Annotated in this window: 14 protein-coding genes; 8 read left to right on the top strand and 6 right to left on the bottom strand. The window is 63.0% G+C overall.

Going from position 1 to position 19,819, the window contains the following annotated elements; all coding sequences use genetic code 11:
- The 3 genes from LJE93_00440 to LJE93_00430 form a co-directional block, all read right to left on the bottom strand.
- Positions 1-2,526, bottom strand: a 2,526-nt coding sequence (locus LJE93_00440) for a hypothetical protein (GenBank protein MCG6947372.1), incomplete at its 3' end; no start/stop codon positions are given.
- A gap of 430 nt (positions 2,527-2,956) precedes the next feature.
- On the bottom strand, positions 2,957-4,390 hold the full coding sequence (locus LJE93_00435) for a mechanosensitive ion channel family protein (GenBank protein MCG6947371.1): 1,434 nt from the start codon (positions 4,388-4,390) through the stop codon (positions 2,957-2,959).
- Between the two features lie 147 nt (positions 4,391-4,537).
- Complete coding sequence (locus LJE93_00430) at positions 4,538-7,246, bottom strand: serine/threonine-protein kinase (GenBank protein MCG6947370.1); 2,709 nt, start codon at positions 7,244-7,246, stop codon at positions 4,538-4,540.
- A gap of 281 nt (positions 7,247-7,527) precedes the next feature.
- Here LJE93_00430 and LJE93_00425 point away from each other — a divergent pair, with 281 nt between their 5' ends.
- From LJE93_00425 to LJE93_00415, 3 genes are all read left to right on the top strand, one after another.
- Positions 7,528-7,866: a YdhR family protein gene (locus LJE93_00425; GenBank protein ID MCG6947369.1), complete on the top strand. Its 339-nt coding sequence runs from the start codon at positions 7,528-7,530 to the stop codon at positions 7,864-7,866.
- Positions 7,867-7,913: 47 nt separating this feature from the next.
- Positions 7,914-8,435 (top strand): hypothetical protein, encoded by a 522-nt coding sequence (locus LJE93_00420; GenBank protein ID MCG6947368.1) that lies wholly within the window; start codon positions 7,914-7,916, stop codon positions 8,433-8,435.
- A 178-nt stretch (positions 8,436-8,613) separates the two neighbouring features.
- Positions 8,614-9,582, top strand: coding sequence for a transporter substrate-binding domain-containing protein (locus LJE93_00415; GenBank protein ID MCG6947367.1), 969 nt, complete (start codon positions 8,614-8,616; stop codon positions 9,580-9,582).
- A gap of 9 nt (positions 9,583-9,591) precedes the next feature.
- Here LJE93_00415 and LJE93_00410 read toward each other — a convergent pair whose 3' ends face one another.
- Positions 9,592-10,641 carry an MBL fold metallo-hydrolase gene (locus tag LJE93_00410; protein ID MCG6947366.1) on the bottom strand — a complete coding sequence of 350 codons (1,050 nt, stop codon included), beginning with the start codon at positions 10,639-10,641 and terminating at the stop codon, positions 9,592-9,594.
- A 155-nt stretch (positions 10,642-10,796) separates the two neighbouring features.
- On the opposite strand from LJE93_00410, the gene LJE93_00405 reads away from it, so the two are divergent.
- Positions 10,797-11,036: a PF20097 family protein gene (locus LJE93_00405; protein ID MCG6947365.1), complete on the top strand. Its 240-nt coding sequence runs from the start codon at positions 10,797-10,799 to the stop codon at positions 11,034-11,036.
- A 99-nt stretch (positions 11,037-11,135) separates the two neighbouring features.
- Here the strand turns inward: LJE93_00405 and LJE93_00400 are convergent, their stop codons facing one another.
- Complete coding sequence (locus tag LJE93_00400; GenBank protein ID MCG6947364.1) at positions 11,136-14,033, bottom strand: protein kinase; 2,898 nt, start codon at positions 14,031-14,033, stop codon at positions 11,136-11,138.
- 309 nt (positions 14,034-14,342) lie between these two features.
- Between LJE93_00400 and LJE93_00395 the strand changes: the two genes are divergently transcribed.
- The 3 genes from LJE93_00395 to LJE93_00385 all read left to right on the top strand — a co-directional run bounded on the left by LJE93_00395 (position 14,343) and on the right by LJE93_00385 (position 16,605).
- Positions 14,343-15,302, top strand: coding sequence for an SPFH domain-containing protein (locus LJE93_00395; protein MCG6947363.1), 960 nt, complete (start codon positions 14,343-14,345; stop codon positions 15,300-15,302).
- Complete coding sequence (locus tag LJE93_00390) at positions 15,248-15,472, top strand: hypothetical protein (GenBank protein MCG6947362.1); 225 nt, start codon at positions 15,248-15,250, stop codon at positions 15,470-15,472. Before LJE93_00395 ends, LJE93_00390 begins: the two co-directional genes overlap by 55 nt.
- Before the next feature lie 188 nt (positions 15,473-15,660).
- Complete coding sequence (locus tag LJE93_00385) at positions 15,661-16,605, top strand: sulfurtransferase (protein ID MCG6947361.1); 945 nt, start codon at positions 15,661-15,663, stop codon at positions 16,603-16,605.
- A 136-nt stretch (positions 16,606-16,741) separates the two neighbouring features.
- On the opposite strand, the gene LJE93_00380 is transcribed toward LJE93_00385, so the two are convergent.
- The gene (locus tag LJE93_00380; GenBank protein MCG6947360.1) at positions 16,742-17,188 is read right to left on the bottom strand and encodes a hypothetical protein; all 447 of its coding nucleotides are present in this window, start codon (positions 17,186-17,188) and stop codon (positions 16,742-16,744) included.
- Between the two features lie 269 nt (positions 17,189-17,457).
- Between LJE93_00380 and LJE93_00375 the strand changes: the two genes are divergently transcribed.
- Positions 17,458-19,812, top strand: coding sequence for a DUF6351 family protein (locus LJE93_00375; GenBank protein ID MCG6947359.1), 2,355 nt, complete (start codon positions 17,458-17,460; stop codon positions 19,810-19,812).
- Positions 19,813-19,819 lie beyond the last annotated feature (7 nt).

Raw genomic sequence — 19,819 nt, 5'->3', positions numbered from 1 at the left:
GCCGCCGTTTTCGTCCAGAACACGCGCACGGACGACCACCGTGTCCCCGGCGTTGAAGTTCGTTTCAGAGGCGTAAGTCTGGTTCTTGCCCTTACCGGTGTAAATCCCGGTGTCCATCTGGGCCACGCCAACCAGCGGGTTTGTTTGCCCCTGATTATTCGGGGTGGCGCAGAGGATGTTGCTGTAGCCGGACTCGCAGGTGGCGTCGTAGGCGGTGACCTCGTAGCAGTACTCAACGCCGTTTGTGAGGCCGCTGTCGAGGTAGGTTGTCGTGTTGCCCACGTCGGCCACGAGCTGTGCCTTGCCGGCCTGGTCGTAGTAGACCTTGTAGCCAGTCGCACCCCCTACAGCCAACCACTCGAGGGCCACCTCGGTGTGTCCCGGCGTAGCCGAGTTCAGAATTGGTGCGCTGATAGAACAACCGGTCGTCGTTCCGTGCGTCGCCTGTGCCATCAAGATCGGCGCCGCACCGTCCACGTTGATGTTGTGGGTCCAGAGATCCCAGATGGTGTCACCCCACGCCCTGAGCTGGTTGAAGAAAGGATCGCTCTGAATGACGTAGGCCTCGTTGACAACGGTGTTTTCGTCGGGGTCTGGGAGAGTCAAATTGCTCGTGCCGTTAATCTCGTCCCGCAGGAACTCGATGTACTCGCGGCTGGTGGTCTGGTAGAAGAGGTTGACCTCGACATAGTCCGCCCGCGCCGGGATAATATCCGCGAGCGATACGCCGTCGTAACCGCCTGCGTACTCGGCGTTCGAGAAGTAGTTCAGATCTTCCGCGCCGTGCCACACCGGAACCGACAGACGATCGGCTGCCACACCGATATTGAAGCCCTTGGGCGGGATGCGGTTGTCCTTGTATCGACCCGTCGCCAACGCGAAGTGGAAGGTCTCCGTCTCACCGGTAAGCCCGAATCCGTTGGCGTCGAGTACGTCTGCGTTGCTCGTCGGATGCATCTCGTATACAAGTTCATCAATGTAAGACTCGCGCGGCTCAAGTGGTGGGCTGCTCTGAGCATGGGGAAGACCTTTCAGGGTGTGAGCGCCATTCTCTTCACCTGGGTCGTCGCCATCGTACGGATTCACCTCGTAGATCAGGCTGCCTCCGGTATAGGCCTTGATGTTCACGAACATCCGCCGCCCTTCGGGGAAGCCGGAGATCAGCTTGTGGCCTGTGTTGTTTTGGATATCAAAGGAAAGCCCACCGGTGTCTGCATCGTAGTTCAGGTTTTTGATCGTCGCCGCCAACAACAGCTGCTGCTTGGCCCGATCGACGCCGGCAAGCAGGGCCTCCGGGTCGATCCCCTCGCCCTGGCTGAGATCGAGGGTCAGCGCCGCGGGTCCCTGGTTGAGCTTTTGATCGTTGAAGCTGTCGTAGTTGGCCGCCCCCGGAACCGAGCTGGCCAGCACCCAGGAAACCCACGCATTGCCGCCGGTCAGGTCGTGCAGCGGTTGGCCGCTGTCGGGGTGCTCGACGCTCTCGCCAGGCCGGACGACCGCGTCGCGCTTGTCGGCGCCGGCGCCCGTGACGTCCCGCATGTGGCAGTCCTGGCACTTGGCGGCGTGGGTGATGTCGGGTGCGCCCTGAGCTTGGAATTCGGCGTTCGTGGCCGCCCCGCCTCGTCCGTAGGCCGAGAGCATGAACTCCGAAAAGGTGCGTTCGACGTGGAAGTACGAAAACGCTGAGTTCAGCTCGCTCGGCAACGCTTGAGTTTCGTCCGCGCCCAAGTTGGCCAGAATCGGATTCGATACGTCGTGGCAGGTCGCGCACATGTACTTGCTCTTGTGAAAACGGCTGTAGAACATCTGGTGGCGGGCGTTGGCATCGGCGAAGGAGGCCCGCTTGGCGGCATCGGGGCTGACGAAATACTGCCCTGACCCGCTCTCGGTGTAGGTCGAGCTTGGATGGTTGCTGACGAAAAACGGCGCCCCGCTGAAGTTCTCGATGGTCTGCGACGTCACCATGTCTTCGGTGTAGGTCGCGTCTGCGGCCGACTGAGAAGGGGTGCTGCTGGCGTTGGTTTCATCCCAGTATCCAGGCCAGTCACTGCCCTCGCGGGTGCCCGCATAGGTGGTCTCGAAGAACGGGTCCCACATTCGGTGGCAGAAGTCGCACTGCACGCCGTCGTAGTCGGCACCCGTCATCAGCGAGGCATTGGTGGGGTCGGATCGGCCCTCCAGCCAGCCCTTGGGGAAATGGCAGCGCTCACAGATGTCGGTGGCGTTGGGAGTGCCCACGGCCCAGATCGAATCCTGGGCGGCGACGGTCATGCACGACCAGAAGAGGAAGTCGCGGGCCGACTGGGCCATCATCGAGCCCTTCCAGTTGAAGCCCGGTTCGACTGCGGGATCATAGCCGGCGTGGCAGTTCAGGCAGCGGGTCGGGTTTTCCAGCGCCACCTGACCCGGCTGCGTGCCCGGCATGCGCACCAGCGGGTCGTCCACGACTGAGACCGGCGACCACGCGTATACAGCAGCGCCAAGGCCGATGATGACGGCTACCAAAAAGATCTTTCGCAGGGTCATATTCGCTCCCCTCTGTTTACTTGGTGCCCACATATGTTGCTCGTTGGTTATCTCATGAATCATTACTGCTATCAATACCTAATATCAAATTATGATTGAATCTCTGATTCATTGGTTCCAGCACACATCTGGGTATCGGGTATCACGTTGTCATGTGTGGCGAATCGAGGCCGAGAAGATAGGTGGACTCAGCGATATGGATGTCATGTCGATTGGACCTTCCAGCGAAAATGCCTGGACGGTCTCTTGTGTGCCAGAAGATGACAGGTTCTTCATTGCCGAAGTGCCCCGATGCCTCGGGGCCCCCCCGGCGTAGGCAACGGTGACCTGAACGCACGTCTGACCGCGATTGCCTCGGGCGCCAAAGTTGGCGCCCCTACCACCTTCTGTCGAGAACAATGTATGGACAAGACGCCTGCGCCCAACACCTCTACCGCCCGATGAATCGCAGGAGACGCTTTCGGAGCTGCGACACCAGCCCGGCCTCGGACATCAGCGCGCCGGTCTCGTCGCGCAGCTGCTCGGCCTCCAGCCGACGGGCAGCCATTCTCTCCGCCAGATGGTCGGCGAGGCCCGGGTGATCCTCGAGCAAAGCTTTCAGACAAGGCTCGTCAATCTCCACCACCTCGATCGGGCCTCCGGCAGCGCGAACGGTTGCGGTGCGAGGCTCCCCGGAAAGGAACGCGGTCTCGCCGAAGAAGTCGCCCACCTCGAGGGTGGCGATCTTGCGCCCGTTATGGGAGACGGCAGCCGAGCCCGAGGCGATCGCAAACAGTGCGGCCGAGGTCTCACCGGTTTGAACTGCGGGTTCGCCGGGAGCGAAGCGATACAGTCTGGACCTTTGCGCAAGATTGTCGAGCGCCTCATCGGAGAGCTCGCTGAACAGCTCACAGGCGGCGAGGGCGCGGCGGCGCCTCTCCACCGTGTCACGGGGCTCGGGCCGTGTCCCCCGGTGGAGGGTGCGCTGGGGAAAGGGAATCTCCATGCCGGCCCTGTTCAAGGCGGCGTGAGCGCGGGTCAGAAACAAATCCGTCAGATCCTCCCGGCTCCACGGGATGAGTGTCCACAGACGACACTCGTAGACCACGGCGCTGTCGGCGAATTCGACGGTCAGAATTCGTGGTGCCGGCTCCGACAGCACGCCGGGAATACCTCCAGCCACTCGGCGGAAGACCTCCTTGGCCGCGTCGGGCGGTACGCCGTAGGCGACGCCGAGACGCACCGGCACCGCCACCGGCTGTTCACCGGAGCCGAGGATCCTGATCCTCGCCGCAGCAACGTCCGAATTCGGGATCAGCAACCGCTCCCGCAGCCGCGTGCGGAGAATCATCGATCGCCACCCGGTCTGCTGGATCTGGCCCAGAATGCCGTCCATCTCGACCCAGGTGCCGATCTTCAGGCGTTGCTCCCAGACCAGGGCGAGGCCAGCGAGGAGGTTCCCGAGTGTCTGCTGCAGAGCGAGACCGACAACCACCGTCATGACTGCCGAGGTCGCGATCAAACCGGTCACCTCGACGCCCATGCTGCGCAGGATGATCGCGGCCAGCACCAGGTAGACGATCAACGCGACGACCTCGCGCATGAGACGAGGCGGCTCGACGCCGGCGCGGTGGACCAGCATCCAATCGAAGATCACCATCAATATGCCGCGAGCGACGAGAAAGGCGATTGCTAAAACAAGAGCGACGGACGTCCAGCGCGTGACATCATCATCCACCCCGAGGGACTTGGCGATGAAGTGTGCAAAGGCGGCGAGAGCGACGAGGATCAGCGGCAGGGTGAGCGGCCGCAGACGGCGCAGCGGTTCTGCGCGCAGAATCAGGGCGATGGCGAGAGCAGCCAGCGTGAGCACAATTTCGAGCATGATGCTCACTCAGAGTGCCTGAATCGCGCAACGCATGCAAGACATCTTTGCAACGCCCAGATGTACGCCACATATCGATCGCACCGCCATCGCCAAGGCCCTCCGGGGTCAATGAGGACGCACGGCGCCGGTTCGAGGCCGGAAAACCTACTTGGCGCCGACCGACGTCAGACGGCGGAGCTCTTCGAACCAGCCGTTGACGACGTGAACGGTCGCGGAGCCGGCCTCCTGTTCCGTGCGGCGCGGGAAAACGACGAAATGTTCGCCGTCCGCGCTGACGTCATAGTCGAAAAAGAGGTAGCCCGGCAACCTCACGCCGGAAGGACCGCCGAATATGTCGCCAAAGAGAAACTCGGGGCGACCGGCGAGGAACTCTTCACCGTCGGCACTGACCTCGACAGCGTTCAGCCCCTCGCGGCTGCGGTAGAACAAAGTTGCGCCGTCACCCGACCACATCGGCTGCCAGCCTCCGCCGTCCGAGATCTGCCATTTGCCCGGCCCCTCGGTCGAGCGAACATAGATCTCGGGGGTGCCGCTCTCGTTCGAGCGGTAGACGATCCACCGCCCATCCGGCGAGTAGTGGCTATCACCCTCGTCGAAGGGCGACGCCAGGTACGGCTCCGGCTCACCGTCCCCATCCAGAGCGAGGAAATAGAGGTCGTCCGTGCCGTTCGCTCCAGGCGAGGTCAGCAGTATGACGGAACCGTCGGGAGACCAGCTCAAAGGGGCCGGAAACTCGAGCTTGCCCGGCTCGATCAAACGTTCCGCCTCACCGGTCCCATCGCTGCGTGTTCGGTACATCGCGACCTGACCGTCTTCGCGATCCGAAGCGAACGCCACGTAACGACCGTCGGGCGACCACACCGGGTCGGCATCATAACCATTGGCGAATGTGAGACGCGTCCCGACATCTCGCTCGATGTCGTAGACCCAGACGTCCCAGTCGTCGCCACGCTGGACCGAGACCGCAAGCCGGCGCCCGTCCGGAGAGAGTCGGGGCGAACCGTAGATGCCCTCCTCGTCCCACAGGGTTTCGAGACGTCCGCTATGGTCCGCCCAGGCGATCGGGAACGGATCGAGCTCGTCCGAGCCGGGCCGGTAGACGAGAAATCCGTTGTCGGAGACGTGATACTGCGCCTGGCCGCCAGCCGGGAACGAGGCAACCCCCTCGAGCACCGGCATCGGCGAGCCGGTCCGTTCGAGTCGATCAGCGTCGAAGGGCATCGCGAAGACCGCGTCACCGTCGACGAAGAGCACGTGTCCGGTTGGGACGTAGCGACCGTAGAAGCCCCCCTCGTGGATCACGCTGCGCTCGCCATTTTTGACGTCGACCATCTCGATGCGCGTACCCCCGGCGGTCACATTCGTGAACAGCACCGCGGTGTCACCGGGCAGCCATTGCGGATACCGATGGCTCTCGTAGCTGCTGTCATCTTCCGCAGTCGTCAACGGTGTGACGTCACCGCCCGCTGCCGGCACGATCGACAGCCCGCCGGTAGACTCTGGTGCGAAGACGATTCGCCCGTCCGCGCTCCAACTGCCGCCGCGCGGCATATCGACCTCGGCCAGCGTGATCGGGGAACCACCTGTCACCGGCACCTTCTTGAGCTCGGCGACGGTGAAAAAACCGAGCCAATCGCTGTCGGGAGAGAAAAATGCATTATGCGGCCACTCACGCGATTGCCCGGTCGCCACCTGCAGACTCTCCATCCTTTCGAGCGGGCGAAGGTAGAGGGAGCCCCCTCCGGATACCGCGGTGGCGTACGCGAGAAAGCGTCCGTCAGGCGAGGGAACCACGGCGGCTCCACGACCAGTAAATGGCGGCTCATCACCGAGTTCGACGACGAAACGTTGCACAGCGGGGGGTTCCGGATCACTCGAGCCAAGGAAAATGCCTCCCACCGCAAGCCCGATCACACCCGCAGCCACGGCGGCCGCCCACGGCAGCCATCCCGGGCGTCCACCCTCGGTCTTGACAGGTTCTTCCTCAGGATTTTCCAGCCATTCCTGCAGCGCGATCCGCGCTTCGCCAATCGATTGCAGACGACGATTCACGTCCTTTTGAAGACAACGCTCGAGCAAGCGCCTGATTCGCAACGGCACATCGGACGACAGCTCGTCGAGGTCCGGCTCCTTGTGCACAACTGCGCCGATCACATCGGTCGCCGTTTCACCGGTGAACAAGCGCTGGCCGGCCAGCATCTCGTACAGGATGCAGCCGAATGCCCAGATGTCGGCCCGCCGGTCCACCGGCTTGCCACGGGCCTGCTCGGGGCTCATATACCCCGCCGTGCCCAGCAGGACACCCATCCCCGTCATCGCCTTGGTCATCGTCGGCGACAGCGACAGGTCCTGATCAAACCCATCGCCCGAGATCGGATCCGGAGCCAACGCCTTCGCCAGACCGAAGTCCAACACCTTGACGTTGCCATCCGGTGTGAGGTTCACGTTCGCCGGTTTGAGATCCCGGTGGATGACGCCCTTTTCGTGCGCCGACTCCACCGCCTCGGCGATCTTCGAGGCGATGCGCACCACCTCTTCGACCGGCATCGCACCCTGCTGGATGCGTTCCGCTAGCGTCTCCCCTTCCACCAGCTCCATCACCAGGAAGCGTTTGCCGTCGACCTCTTCGAGACCGTGAATTCCGGCAACGTTCGGGTGAGAAAGCGATGCCAGGACCCGTGCCTCACGCTCGAAGCGAGCCAGCCGCTCCGGATCTTGAGCAAACACCTCCGGCAACATCTTGAGCGCCACGTCGCGGCCGAGCTTGGTGTCTTCTGCGCGCCACACCTCGCCCATGCCACCTTCACCCAATTTGGAGGTCACCCGGTAATGCGAAAGACTGCTGCCGATCATGTCCACTCCCCCGGCGCGCCACCGACTGCGGTGGCGCAGCTTCATCGATTGTCTGAATTCATCTCAACGAAAGATCTAAACCCCTGCGAGCAAAAAGTATTCCGTCGGTTTGGGCGCGGATTCGAAGCGTATTGAACTCGCCCGGGTGTGTGAGACGTGAGCCGCATCGCTTCGGCTATTCCTCGGTTGTCGGCTCGCCAACGGAGCACCCCGAGGCACCAATGCACGCGGAATCTTCTGTGCCTCATCCAGGTTCCTGATCCATAGATCGGAGGATCACGATGGGCAATCCAGCGGTAACGCTCCTTGTTCGCTTCAAATCAAAGCTGCCGTTTGATGAGATCATGAAGATCGTCGAAGAACGGGCACCGGAATTCGAAGCGCTGTCCGGGCTGCAGCAGAAATACTATCTCCAAAACACGATAACCGGAGAGATCGCCGGCCTGTATCTCTGGGATTCTCCGGAGGCGTTCACCGCATACCGCGATTCCGAGCTTCGAGCGACCATCGCAGAGGCCTACCAGGCGGAAGGCGAACCTCACATCGAGGTCTACAAGGTGGTCAAGACGTTGCGGGACGAGGTCGACTCACCACGCGGACACCCCGAAACAGGGATCTGACTTCATTAATCTTCCCCACCCGCCTTTCGTATATTTCTTGGGGAAACATGACGAGCATCGGACGCCTGCTTGCCGTGATCGTCGCCGTCGCGCTGGTGATCGGCGCCGCCGTCTTCCTCTTTTTCCAGTCACCAATCGCCCCTGAAGGCCTGTACCGGGTGCAGAAGGCGGTCGGCATGGAGGCGACGGTCCCCGAGCGCCATATCGTGCCCGCGGGCTTCCAGGGATGGGCTGTCGTTCATTACGGCGTGAAGGGGGCTCCACCGCTTCGGGAAGACCACGACGCCGTGATCCTCGAGTACCCGTCCAGCGGCCGTCTCGACACCTCGACCCCTCCACCCGCTGACCTCGGTTTGATCCAGCGCGGTTATTACAGCCGAACGGCTGACGGCATCGCCCCGATCGCCCGGTTGGGTAACATATGGGGCGATTACAGCCAGCGCAACGGAGGAAGCGACGGCAACACGCAGATCTCTTACTCTGCCGGGTTCTTCGTCGGCACGATGCAGGATTTCCTCGCCACCGAGTGTCCGGTCGAGCATCGCAGGCCGGTCGGAGCGCACGAGTGAGGCTCAGCCCGTAAGGGAAGTGTCGCTTGGTCATCGATCAGCCGCGGTAATACAATCCGTTCGAAGATTGTTGTCTGATGTAGAGCAGCGATACAAGACGCGGCGCCCGCGCCGCGAAAGGAAACGATTCATGCGTACGTCCGGATCAACAAGGTCTCTCCCACGAAGGCGACTCACCATGGCGCTGTCGCTGGTCCTGCTCCCAGCCCTGGTGGCGGCCGAGGAGCCCCGGGAGCTTCGCTTGGCCTCCGACATCTGGCCGCCCTTCACCGACAGCGCCGACCGCCAGCGGGTCGCCGTGGAGATCGTGGAAACGGCGCTCGAACGGGCCGGCATCAAAGCCACCACCACCATCGTCGACTGGAAGGATGTGGAGAACGGCATCCGCCAGGCCCGGTTCGATGGCAGCCCCGCCATGTGGCGCACGGAAAAACGGGCACGGGACCTCCTCTTCTCCGACGCCTATATGGAGAACCGGCTGGTGCTCGTCGGCCGCCGCGGAAGCGATGTGTCGGCCACCAAGATGTCCGACCTCGCGGGCCGGAGGGTTGCGGCGGTGGGCCGCTACGCCTACGGCCAGGAGATCGAGAACGCGGTTGGCGTCTATTTCATCAACTCCCGCAACGACCAGGACAGCCTCAACAAGCTGCTGGCGGGTGAGGTGGAGTACATGCTGGTGGACCAGCTGGTGGTGCGCTACCTGGTGACCAACCAACCGGACGAGGTGGCCGCCAACCTCGAGATCGGCACGCATCCACTGGGCCGCAGGACTCTGCACTTCGCTCTCCGACGCGACCTACCCGGGGCGCGCGAGATCATCGACTCCTTCAACAGAGAGATCAAGGCCATGCTCGCGGACGGCACCTATGCCGCCGCGCTTCAGGTGACCTGGATCCGTGCAGACGTCGACGGCGACGGCCTCGACGAGCTGGTGAGCCTCGGTGACACAGTCGGCCAGACACCGCCCGGCTCGATTTACGACGTCTTCGGTAAAGAGCCCGAGATCCTGCCCGAGAAGCAGCGAATCTTCATCGCCGGCAGCGTCTACGAAGGCTGGGATGCCGTGCCGGACCGCTACAAGGGCCCGTCGGGCCCGATGGATCAGAGCTTTTACCGCGGCACGACGGTGTTCACTTTGAAGTTCTAGAGGTACCCGTCACTGCGACGAATCGGAATGTGGCGCCAGTCTCGCGTCCTCCCTCATCAGGCGCGCCATGCCGGCAAAGAGCTCGAGGATCTCGGGCAGCTCGGATTCCCCGGCGAACTCCCGATACAGTGAGTGGACGTTGACGTAGACGCGCTCGGCGTCGAGCCAGGCCCGGTAGGCCTCGTGCGAGATCTCCCGCGCTGCCTCCTCCACGGTGAGCCCCGCTTCGTAGCACTTGCGAGTCTCGTCGGTCAGCCACTCGAGATAGCCGAGCGTCTCGCGGATGCCCGAGAGGTCGGTGAGCGGCCCGTGGCCCGGCACCACCGTCTCGATCTCGAGCTCGAGCAAAGTGTGGCAGGCACGGATCCAGTTCGAGACCGGACCCTGCCAGATCAACGGGTGCGCATCCTTGAAAAGAAGGTCTCCGGTGAAGAGGACGCGCTCGTCCGGCAGGTACACCACCGTATCTCCGAGGGTGTGGGCCGGTCCGAGCTCCATCAGCTCCACCCGCCGGTCCCCCACCGTCAGGCTCAAGCGGTCGACAAAGGTGCGGGTGGGCAGCACCAGGTCGTTGCCGCTGAACTCGAAGGTCCCGAAGAGCGGCAGCGCAAGTGGAGTGGCCTCCACCAGCCAGGCCACCGTCTTCAGGCCCAGCGAATCGCAAACCCGCCCGGCCAGTCGGCCCACACCCCCGAGCGCCTCGACAACCCTGGCCGCCCGCATCAGCGTCGCGTTCCGCCTCGGCGGGGCCGAGGCGAGGTCCTCGACGCACCCGCGACTGCCGATAATCTCCGCGCCCGGGATCTCTCCGTTGCCGTAGCAATGGTCGCCGTTGCCGTGAGTGTTGACCACCGTGCCGATGCGCCGGGCCGCCGGCGCGGCACGCCGCATTTCGGCCAGCATCTCGCCCGTGATCCGGCGATCGAACAGCGTGTCAACCAGCAGGCTCTGGTCACCATCCACGATCAGTCCGGCGTTGCTCCAGCCCCACGACCCCGGAAGCTGCGTGTAGGCGAAGACCCCCTCGCCCACCTCGTGCAGCGTCTTCTCGACCTCCATACTGATCTCCCGTCTCTCCTGGGTTTCGAACAGGGTGTCAGGTGACGCAGCGCTTGTCCAGCACCAGGTTGGTGACGGCAGGTTGTGATCAGAGGTAACCGGACTCGAATACGATGGCCGCCAGAACCGTAGTAACTGTCAGGAGGATCCAGGCCATGTCGGACGTGCATGACATGCGTTGCCCCGATTGCGGCGGCACCCTCGAGCCCGGCTTCATCGGCTACTTCTCCGGGATCATGTGGTCAGACACCGAGCTCGCAGGAGGACAGCGCCTGATTCCATTCGTCTTCGGCTTCGCCCGTTTCATCATCGGTACCGTCGCCTCGACGCCATGGATCCGCAGCCGGGCGGCCCACCGCTGTCCGGCCTGCGGGACGCTCGTCGTTTCAGGGTAGGACGCCAAAAGAGGTCACCCTTGCTCGCATTGACATCGTTATGGGTCGTTCCAGCCACCCAACCGGATCTGTCACGAAACATCAAAGGTTGGCTGGGCGTCAGTTCCCCGAGGTCGCGGCGGATCCAGTTCCCGCCTCGACCGGTCCGAGATACAGGTCGAGCCAGTCCAGCACCTCGCGGATCACCTCGTTGGGCGAGGCAGGGACGTGGCCACCGTCGAGCAGGACCAATTTCTTGTGCGCGGCGGGCGTTCCCAGCATGTCGAACATCGGCTGAATGTTGGTCTCGACCGGAGCTCTGAAGTCCTTCCTTCCGTTGATCATCAAGGTCGGCAGGGTCGATCGGGGCGCGAAGTTCTGCGGCACATCGGCCGGTGGCCAGCCCTCAGGAATACGGTACAGTCCGCCCGCGACCAGTATGCTCGCGGCGAACCGCGGTTCGATCGCGGTCAGCAACGGACCGTTGTAGGCGCCCCAGCTCAATCCGTAGAAGGCCAGCTTGTCGCTGTCGATGTCCGCGCGGGTCTCGAGGAAATCGATCGTCCGCCTGAGGTCCTTGCCGATCTGGATCGTCCAGTCCCGGTTGTCGTTGGGCCCGTGCGCCTCGACACGCCGTTCATACGTGCCTTTGTAAATCGGGTAGATCAGCGCGCGACCACTCCTGGGGATGAAACCGGCGAAGGGAAAGCTGGGGCGCATACCGTCCCTGAGGTAGCGAGCGCTCGACGGCGGGAAGTAAACCACCGCCTGATAGGGCGGCTCGACGTTCTTCGGCAGGTAGAGGTGGATGGGCAGCCGCTCGTCGCCGTAGGCCGCGCGCACGGACACGACTTCGTCCCGCCAGTGCTCTGGGCGCTTATCGGTCGACTCGACCCTGGCGTCGAGATCGCGGTCGTCATAATCGAAGCTCCGCCGCACCATGGCGAAGGTCTCGTCATCGATGACGGTGTCCCGGCGGTGGTCGTAAACCGGATACTCGATCGCGGCCAGCGCTTCGTCTGGCGGCGGCTCGGTGCTTTTCATGCAGCGGAAGCCGTTGAGTAGCAGCCGGTTGAAGGGGTCGGTCGCATCGGAGCCGCGATACAGGTAATCCGGATCCGACCACGCGCCTCCCAGGATGTAGCGCTGGTCCCCGATGCGGTTGATGCACCACTCCCGAACGTTGCCGGCCATGTCGTAGGTACCGTTGGGCCCGATCCCTGCATAGCTCCCAACCGCGGCCGGACCTTTCGTGTCGAAGTTGCTCCACAACAGGATCTCGCTGAAGATGCTCTGCTGTGCCGCGAGACGCCAGTGGAAGACGGTCGGAAGGCTCTTGCCGGCCCACGCCGCGTAGGCCGACGCCTCGAACCAGCTCAACCCGCCGACCGGCAGGTCGTCCTCACCTTCGGGGTAACTGCCGAGATTCCAATCTGCTGGACCGGGACGTCCGGTCGTGTCGACGAAGGCGCTGCGGTCGACCTCAGGAGTCCAGTACCGGTCGTCGCGATAGCCGCCGTCATCCACGAAAGCCTTGTACTCGCGGTTGGTTACCTCGTATTTGTCGATCCAGAACCCGTCGAGGGCGACCGACTCGACGGCGCCGAACGCGGCGGTGCCGCCCGGCACATGGACCATCCCAGGCGGGATCTCGCCTTCCCGGAAAAGACGAAAGGTCAGGCGGACGCCGAACGGCGCACCCTCGAAGGTGGCGTAGCCCTCTTTTTCGATCCGAAATCGGGAAGGCACGGCGATCGCGACATTCTCGAGCGGCGTTTCACCGAGGCGGATCCACTCTCGCTCGGGGTGGTTGTAGCCCTTCACGTAGACAGTTGCACCGGGCGGTTGGCTGTCGATCCAGACCGGGATCACGCTGCTATTGAAGAACTGCACCAGGTACGGATCATCGGGGATGATGGTCGACGCCTCGTAGGCCAGTCGCATCGCGCCATCGCGGTCTCCCGAGTTGTACAGCCGCTCGATCTCGGGCAGCGCCTGTTTGCGGGCCCAGGACACACGCGAGCTGCGGTGGATCAGCCAGGCCGCCCCGGCTCCAAACAGCACGACGATCAGCACGAGCGCGCCGAGGATCGTCGGACGCCTCAGCAGCGATCCGAAGCCGGCGGCCGGCGCCTCGATCTCTCGCTTCAGCGCGATCAAGGCCTGGTGCAGTTCCTCTCCTGACGAGAAGCGTTTCTCTGGCGCCTTCTCGAGGCAGCAAGCGAGGATCGCCTGCAGCCCGGACGGCACGTCCCGGCGCAGCTCATCGAGCGGCGCCGGTTCGTCCCGCAGGATCGCCGTCGCCGTGTCGAGTTTCGACTCGCCCTCGAACGGCCGTGTGCCGGAAAGCATCTCGTACAGCAGCACCCCAAACGAGAACACGTCCGAGCGCGCATCGACCGGTCGGCCGTGCACCTGCTCTGGCGACATGTAGGCCAGGGTTCCGATGACCTGGCCATCGCGGGTGATATATGGCGAAGTCTGGACGGTGGCCGTGGGCGCGTCGGTCAGCGGCCCGCCATCCTGCGGGTCGGCGGCGCCGATCAGCTTGCCCAAACCGAAATCGAGCACCTTTGGCACGCCTTCGTCCGTCAGCACCACGTTGTCCGGTTTCAGGTCGCGGTGCAGCACGCCCTCGCGATGCGCTTTCGCCAGACCGGCCGCGACCCCGGTCGCGATGTCGATCGCGCGGGCGATGCCCAGCGGCTCGGCGCGGACTAGTCGACGCAGCGATTCGCCGCGCACCAGCTCCATGACGATGAACGTCACCCCTTCCTGCTCGCCGACGTCGTACACCGTGGCGATGTTGGGATGATTGAATGCCGCGGCAAGCATCGCTTCCTGCCGGAATCGCTGCCGGCGTTCCGGGTCGGCCGTCACCTCCGCCGGCAGGACCTTGATCGCGACCTCGCGCTCGAGCCGCATATCGGTCGCGCTATAGACGAACCCCATCCCACCCCGGCCGATCATGCCGTCGATCCGATAGTGCCCGAGTCGCTGGCCCTGTGTCAGATCCATTTTCATCCACCTGCTGAGATTCTGTATCTGTCGACGATCTTAGCCCGGAATCGCCCCGGACCACGCGGATTTCTGCCGCCGCTCCTCTTTACGCATCGCGCCTCAACGGCTCAGAATTCCCACAGGCGTCACAGATTGCTTCTGCTTCGCGCTCCGCTCTACGCCGGAACAAGTCGACTCGGCCACAGCGTAGCCTCTCTCGGAATGACAAACTGCTGTGGCTGCCATCCTCCAGCCCAACTGGAATACACGAACAGCTTGCGCGTAGTGATTTCATAGTGATATCATAATGATAAAAGGAGGTCGACGATGGTTGCAGAAAAGACCTACTCACCCGTTAGCGGCTGGATTCCCCTCATCGTGACCCTGGGCATGCTCGTCGGCGGGCCCTGGCTCATCATCTCCAAGGCCGTCGCCCTTGGCAGTTACGGAGGCAGTCAGCACCTTCTGCTCATGATCGGCGGGATCATGATCACGATTTTCGGCGTCATCAGCATCTTCGGTTTCATGGCCGTCCCGCCCAACCAGGGACGCGTCCTTCTGCTCTTCGGCAAGTACAAGGGCTCGGTGCTCGAATCCGGGTTCTTCTGGGTCAACCCGTTCTTCACAAAGAAAAGGATCTCGTTGCGCATCCGCAACTTCGAGACCGGATCGATCCACCAGCCAGAGGAGAAGGGTCCCCAGGGCAAGGTGATCAAGGCCAAGACAAGGACCTCCGGACGGCCGTCGAAGGTCAACGACCGTGACGGTAATCCGATCGACATCTCCGCAGTGGTTGTCTGGCGGGTGGTCAACACCGCCGAGGCCCTGTTCGAGGTCGACGACTTCGAGGACTTCGTCGCTGTGCAGAGCGAGGCTGCTCTGCGCAACATGGCGAGCCGCCACCCCTACGACAGCAGCGACGACGAGATCTCCCTTCGCGGCAGCACCGATGATATCTGCAAACAGCTCGAGTCCGACATTCAGGAGCGCCTCGACAAGGCCGGCGTCGAAGTCATCGAGGCCCGCATCAGCCACCTCGCCTACTCGCCCGAGATTGCGGCCGCCATGCTCCAACGGCAGCAGGCGCAGGCGGTCGTCGCTGCACGTAAAAAGATCGTCGAGGGCGCGGTCGGGATGGTCGAGATGGCACTCGACGACCTGTCGAAGAAGAACATCATCGACCTCGACGACGAGCGCCGCGCGGCCATGGTCTCCAACCTGCTGGTGGTGCTGTGCAGCGATCGCCACACCCAGCCGGTCGTCAACACCGGCACGCTCTACACGTGAGCAAGCGGGAAGCCTTTCTCCTCCGGCTGGACCCCAAGGTCCTGGAAGCTCTCAAAAAGTGGGCCGCGGACGATCTGCGCAGCACCAACGCCCAGGTGGAGTTCCTGCTCCGCCGGGCGTTGCGCGATGCAGAGCGATTGCCTGGTGCCGGCAAGAAGAAGGCAACGTAGGAAACCGTCATCGACTGCCGCCCGCCGTCGAAATGAAACGGGGAACGGTACGCTGACGCGCCTCGAAGATTCGATCGTCAAGGTGGCGCCCGACCACGTGCGGGGGGCGCGTGGTAACGTACTTGAGATCGAGCAATCTGCGAAACATTCGATCGGCCGAATGTTTCCTTCGGCAAACAGGAGGGATCATGAAAGACCATCGTCGAGCACCAAGACTCCTCGCCCTCATCTCTGTACTGATACTCACAACCGCATGCGCGAGCACAACGCCCCAGACCGATCTGTCCATCGACTCCCTCGTGACCACCGAGTGGCTGAGCGACCACCTCAACGATCCGGACCTGGTCGTGCTCGACTGCACTGTGAGCATCGAGCCGAAGGAAAACGGTGGCTTCCGGCCGGTGAACGGCCGCGCAGCCTACGACGGCGGCCACATACCGTCGGCCGGGTTTGCCGATCTCATGGGCGAACTCGCCGACCGCGACAGCCCCCTGAAATTCGCCGTGCCGACTCCGGGAGAGTTCGCCGCCGCCATTGGTGCGCTGGGGGTCGGCGACGATTCCCGAGTGGTGCTCTACGACAGAATGGGCTCGGGCTTCGCCGCGAGGGTGTGGTGGATGTTGCGCTGGATCGGGTTCGACCGGGCAGCGGTGCTCGACGGCGGGTGGGGCGCCTGGACCGCCGAGGGTCGCCCGCAATCAACCGAGCCGGCCACCCGGGCGCCGAAGCGGCTCACCGTTTCCCTCCGGCCGGAGCTGATCGCCGACAGGAACGACGTGCTCGCAGCCATCGACGATGACTCCGTCCGGCTGATCGACGCCATGCCCGAGGCCCACTTCCGGGGCGAGATGGCGCTCTACGCCCGGCCCGGCCACATTCCCGGCGCCTCGAATACCCCTGCCATGTCACTGCTCGACGAAACCGGCCGCTACCGGCCGCGCAACGAGCTGGCCGCGCTGTTCGTGGGCGACCGCAACGCCCGCATCATCACCTACTGCGGCGGTGGAATCTCCGCATCTTCCGACGCCTTCATCATGACCCGACTCGGATTCACCAACGTCGCCGTCTACACGGCCTCGCTCCAGGAATGGGCGGCAGACCCGGACAAACCTCTAGTGACGGGCACGCCCTGAGATCAAGGCTTGGTCCGGGCCACGTGTTACCAGCACCGTGGTCTGATCGACCGGATCTTCGATCTCGCCGAGGTCCTCCCAAAGACCCGGCAGGCAACTGCCGGACCATCCGTCTCGAGGCGCGGTCAGCGGCGTGTCAATGTTGCATGGTGGGTATCTCCTGGCACTCGGAAGAACCCAGTTTCTGTTCCGGGTCGATCGGCAACGGCGATGAAATCAGGAAACGGGTGATCCCGCCGGGGTGTATGGCCCAGAAGGCAGGGTGCACGACCGGCAGCAAGAGGGCTTCCTCATCGATATTGGCTTGGATGTCTGCGACGATTTCTCTCTCGACACTCGATCTCTCAGGTTTCTTGACGGTGCCTTCCGGTCGTGACTCGTTGGAAACCTCGGTCTCGGCAGTCCTGCGGTCCAGACTTTTCGGCGCCTGAGGCGCGTGGTACGCACCGTCTGCCCGGCGGCCATATGTTGGTGTGTGTACGCCCGTAGCACGAACGCCAGCCGGTTGTTGGGCGAATCCCGTCGTTGTGGGAAGAAAGGCCAACGCCCCAAGCAGTGCGGCACAAATGACCGGTCCGTTCATTTCGTCCCCCCACGAACCCCTGAATCTCATTTCCGGTTCAACCGAAAATTGAGCAAGATGAGTGCCAGGGCACAGCCTGGCTCGCGACAACAGGAGAGCCTGTCGGCGTACACATCAGGTGACACCTCTACCGTCGCCAGGCGACACATCCCGAGGTCGACGGAACGCACAGGCCTCGTGCGGTTGTGGCATAATGTCGCAAACATAGACCGAGTCGCAATCTTCAGACGGACAGCTAATGAGTGAACCCGAAAAGGAGGTATGGACACATGATCAAGAGAAGAGTCCTGAATACCGTATCGATGACAGGTCTACGGATGGTCAGCACATCGTTGACGGCGGTACTCGTCTGCGGCCTTGTAGCTACGAGCCCGGCGTTCGCCAAGGAAAAACCACCGTTTGTTGCCGAGGTCGTTTCCAGCGCACCGGACCAGGTAACCGATGGCGACGCCCGTCTTCACGTCGTGGTGCCAAAGGTCGTGCCCATGCACCAGGTTGAGGTCTGGGTGAACGGTGTCAATCAGGCAGACCGATTCACGCAGATTCCGGGTACGAACATCCTCAGCGGCGTCATCGACGGGCTTGTTATCGGCGAAAACTCAGTGGTTGTCGAACAGCACGGAAACGGAAAGGGCCTGCCAGATCCTGCCGTTCTGACGCTCACGAATTATCCGATCACCGGTCCTGTTTTTTCAGGCCCTCATCAGCACCCTTTCATGTGCAGCGTCCAGGACTATGGCCTCGGCCAGCCTCTGGTCGACCACCCGAGCGAGGGTTTCCCCGTCTTCGCGACCGATCCGTTCGGCCTGCCCACGGACGAGATCATCGGCTACAGCAAGAACTGCAGCGCCGACACCCTCGTGATCTACCTCTACAAATCGACCGATGGCAGTTTCAAGCCCTACGAGCCCGGAGGACCGAAACCGGCCGACATTGCACAAACAACGACCATGGACGGACTGACTGTCGACTACATCGTTCGCTGGGAGAGGGGAACCATCAACCGATTCCTCTACAGCATCGCCATGCTCGCGCCGGAGGATGAGGGTCCCGAGGATCTGGACACTTCGGCGTGGAACGGCAAGGTGATCTACCACTTCCAGGGAGGGGTGGCGATCGGCCACTATCAGGGCAGCCCGAGCGGCAGCAGGATGCTCTACGATACCGGCCTGTCGCAGGGGTACGCAGTGCTGTACTCCACGGGAAACAAGACCGGCACCCACTACAACCTGGTGCTCGGCGGCGAGACTGCTCTGATGGTCAAGGAGCGATTCGTCGAGCTCTACGACGAGCCCATCTATACGGTGTCGGTGGGTGGTTCCGGCGGCGGGATCCAACAGTACATCTACGGCCAGAATCACCCCGGCCTGATCGACGCAGCCATCCCACAATACAGCTATCCCGACATGGTCACCCAGGCGGTGCACATCGGCGACTGCGAGCTGCTCGAGTTCTACATGGATGTGTTGGACGGGGCCAACCCGCGGTGGCAGACGTGGTCGAACCGGTCGCTGGTCGAAGGCCTCAACGCCAGCGACACCGTGTTGAACCCGTACACCCAGTCAGCCGGTGCCAGTGAGTGTGTGATCGGGTGGCGAGGGTTATCACCGCTCGCCCTCAACCCGAACTATGGCTCTGCTCCCGGGATGGAACTGTACGAGCCACAATCGGCGGTGGCGGCGATCCAGTGGACCCACTTCGCCGATCTGGTGAACTTCTTCGGCGTCGGCGCCGACGGCTTTGCCCAAAACTACTGGGACAACGTCGGCGTGCAGTACGGGTTGGGCGCCGTGGCCGTAGGGAACATCACACCCCAGGAGTTCCTCAAGCTCAACGCCGTTATCGGTGGATGGAAAAACGAGCCCGACATGGTGCAGGAAGGCTCCCCGTTCTTCCCACCCGGAGTGATCGACTTCAACAACTGGGATCCGTGGAGCTACCGCAACCAGGTTTTCAGCGTGAGCGCCACGCCCGCACCCCGGCACGAGGGCGACCTCGAGGCCATGCAGGCCGCATATTCCGACGGGCTGGTCTTCCGGGGTGACATCGACATCCCGATCATCGACTGGCGTCACTACCTCGAGGCCGAGCTCAACATGCACAACTCCCACCAGAGCTTCGCATCTCGCCAGCGCATTCGCGATTTCCGGGGCGACTCCGGCAACCAACTGATCTGGTTCACCGATGCGGTCGGCGGTGCACAGTTCGACCAGACACCGGAGGCGCTCGAGGTCATGGACGAGTGGATGACCAACATCATCGAAAATCCCGGACTAGGGGTAGCCGGCAACAAACCGCCGCGAGCGACCGATCGCTGCTTCGACACACTTGGTAACGAGATTGCGGCCGGCGACGACGTCTGGGGCGGGATTCTCGACGGCGGGTCACCCGGTGCTTGCACCGCCAGTTTCCAGATTTTCGGGACCTCGCGAATAGTGGCCGGCGGACCGTTCAAGGGCAGCATCTTCAAGTGCCACTTGAAGCCGGTTGCCCAGGCAATCGCCGACGGCGACTACGGCGTGTGGACACCCTCGCCCGTGGATCAATTACTCCTCGAACAAATCTTCCCGACCGGCGTCTGCGATTTCAGCTTGCCGGATATGGGTCTCCCCCCGGGTTGGTAAAACCATC

This window comes from Acidobacteriota bacterium, assembly GCA_022340665.1.
Lineage (GTDB): Bacteria > Acidobacteriota > Thermoanaerobaculia > Thermoanaerobaculales > Sulfomarinibacteraceae > Sulfomarinibacter.
The sequence above is the reverse complement of the archived record's forward strand: the minus strand, read 5'-3'. Positions and strand labels throughout refer to the sequence as shown.

Coding starts and splice junctions, on each gene's coding strand:
- LJE93_00405 (MCG6947365.1), top strand. CDS start 10,797: ATGTCGGACGTGCATGACATGCGTTGCCCCGATTGCGGCGGCACCCTC.
- LJE93_00435 (MCG6947371.1), bottom strand. CDS start 4,390: ATGCTCGAAATTGTGCTCACGCTGGCTGCTCTCGCCATCGCCCTGATT.
- LJE93_00380 (MCG6947360.1), bottom strand. CDS start 17,188: ATGAACGGACCGGTCATTTGTGCCGCACTGCTTGGGGCGTTGGCCTTT.
- LJE93_00375 (MCG6947359.1), top strand. CDS start 17,458: ATGATCAAGAGAAGAGTCCTGAATACCGTATCGATGACAGGTCTACGG.
- LJE93_00395 (MCG6947363.1), top strand. CDS start 14,343: ATGGTTGCAGAAAAGACCTACTCACCCGTTAGCGGCTGGATTCCCCTC.
- LJE93_00425 (MCG6947369.1), top strand. CDS start 7,528: ATGGGCAATCCAGCGGTAACGCTCCTTGTTCGCTTCAAATCAAAGCTG.
- LJE93_00385 (MCG6947361.1), top strand. CDS start 15,661: ATGAAAGACCATCGTCGAGCACCAAGACTCCTCGCCCTCATCTCTGTA.
- LJE93_00410 (MCG6947366.1), bottom strand. CDS start 10,641: ATGGAGGTCGAGAAGACGCTGCACGAGGTGGGCGAGGGGGTCTTCGCC.
- LJE93_00415 (MCG6947367.1), top strand. CDS start 8,614: ATGGCGCTGTCGCTGGTCCTGCTCCCAGCCCTGGTGGCGGCCGAGGAG.
- LJE93_00420 (MCG6947368.1), top strand. CDS start 7,914: ATGACGAGCATCGGACGCCTGCTTGCCGTGATCGTCGCCGTCGCGCTG.
- LJE93_00430 (MCG6947370.1), bottom strand. CDS start 7,246: ATGATCGGCAGCAGTCTTTCGCATTACCGGGTGACCTCCAAATTGGGT.
- LJE93_00400 (MCG6947364.1), bottom strand. CDS start 14,033: ATGGATCTGACACAGGGCCAGCGACTCGGGCACTATCGGATCGACGGC.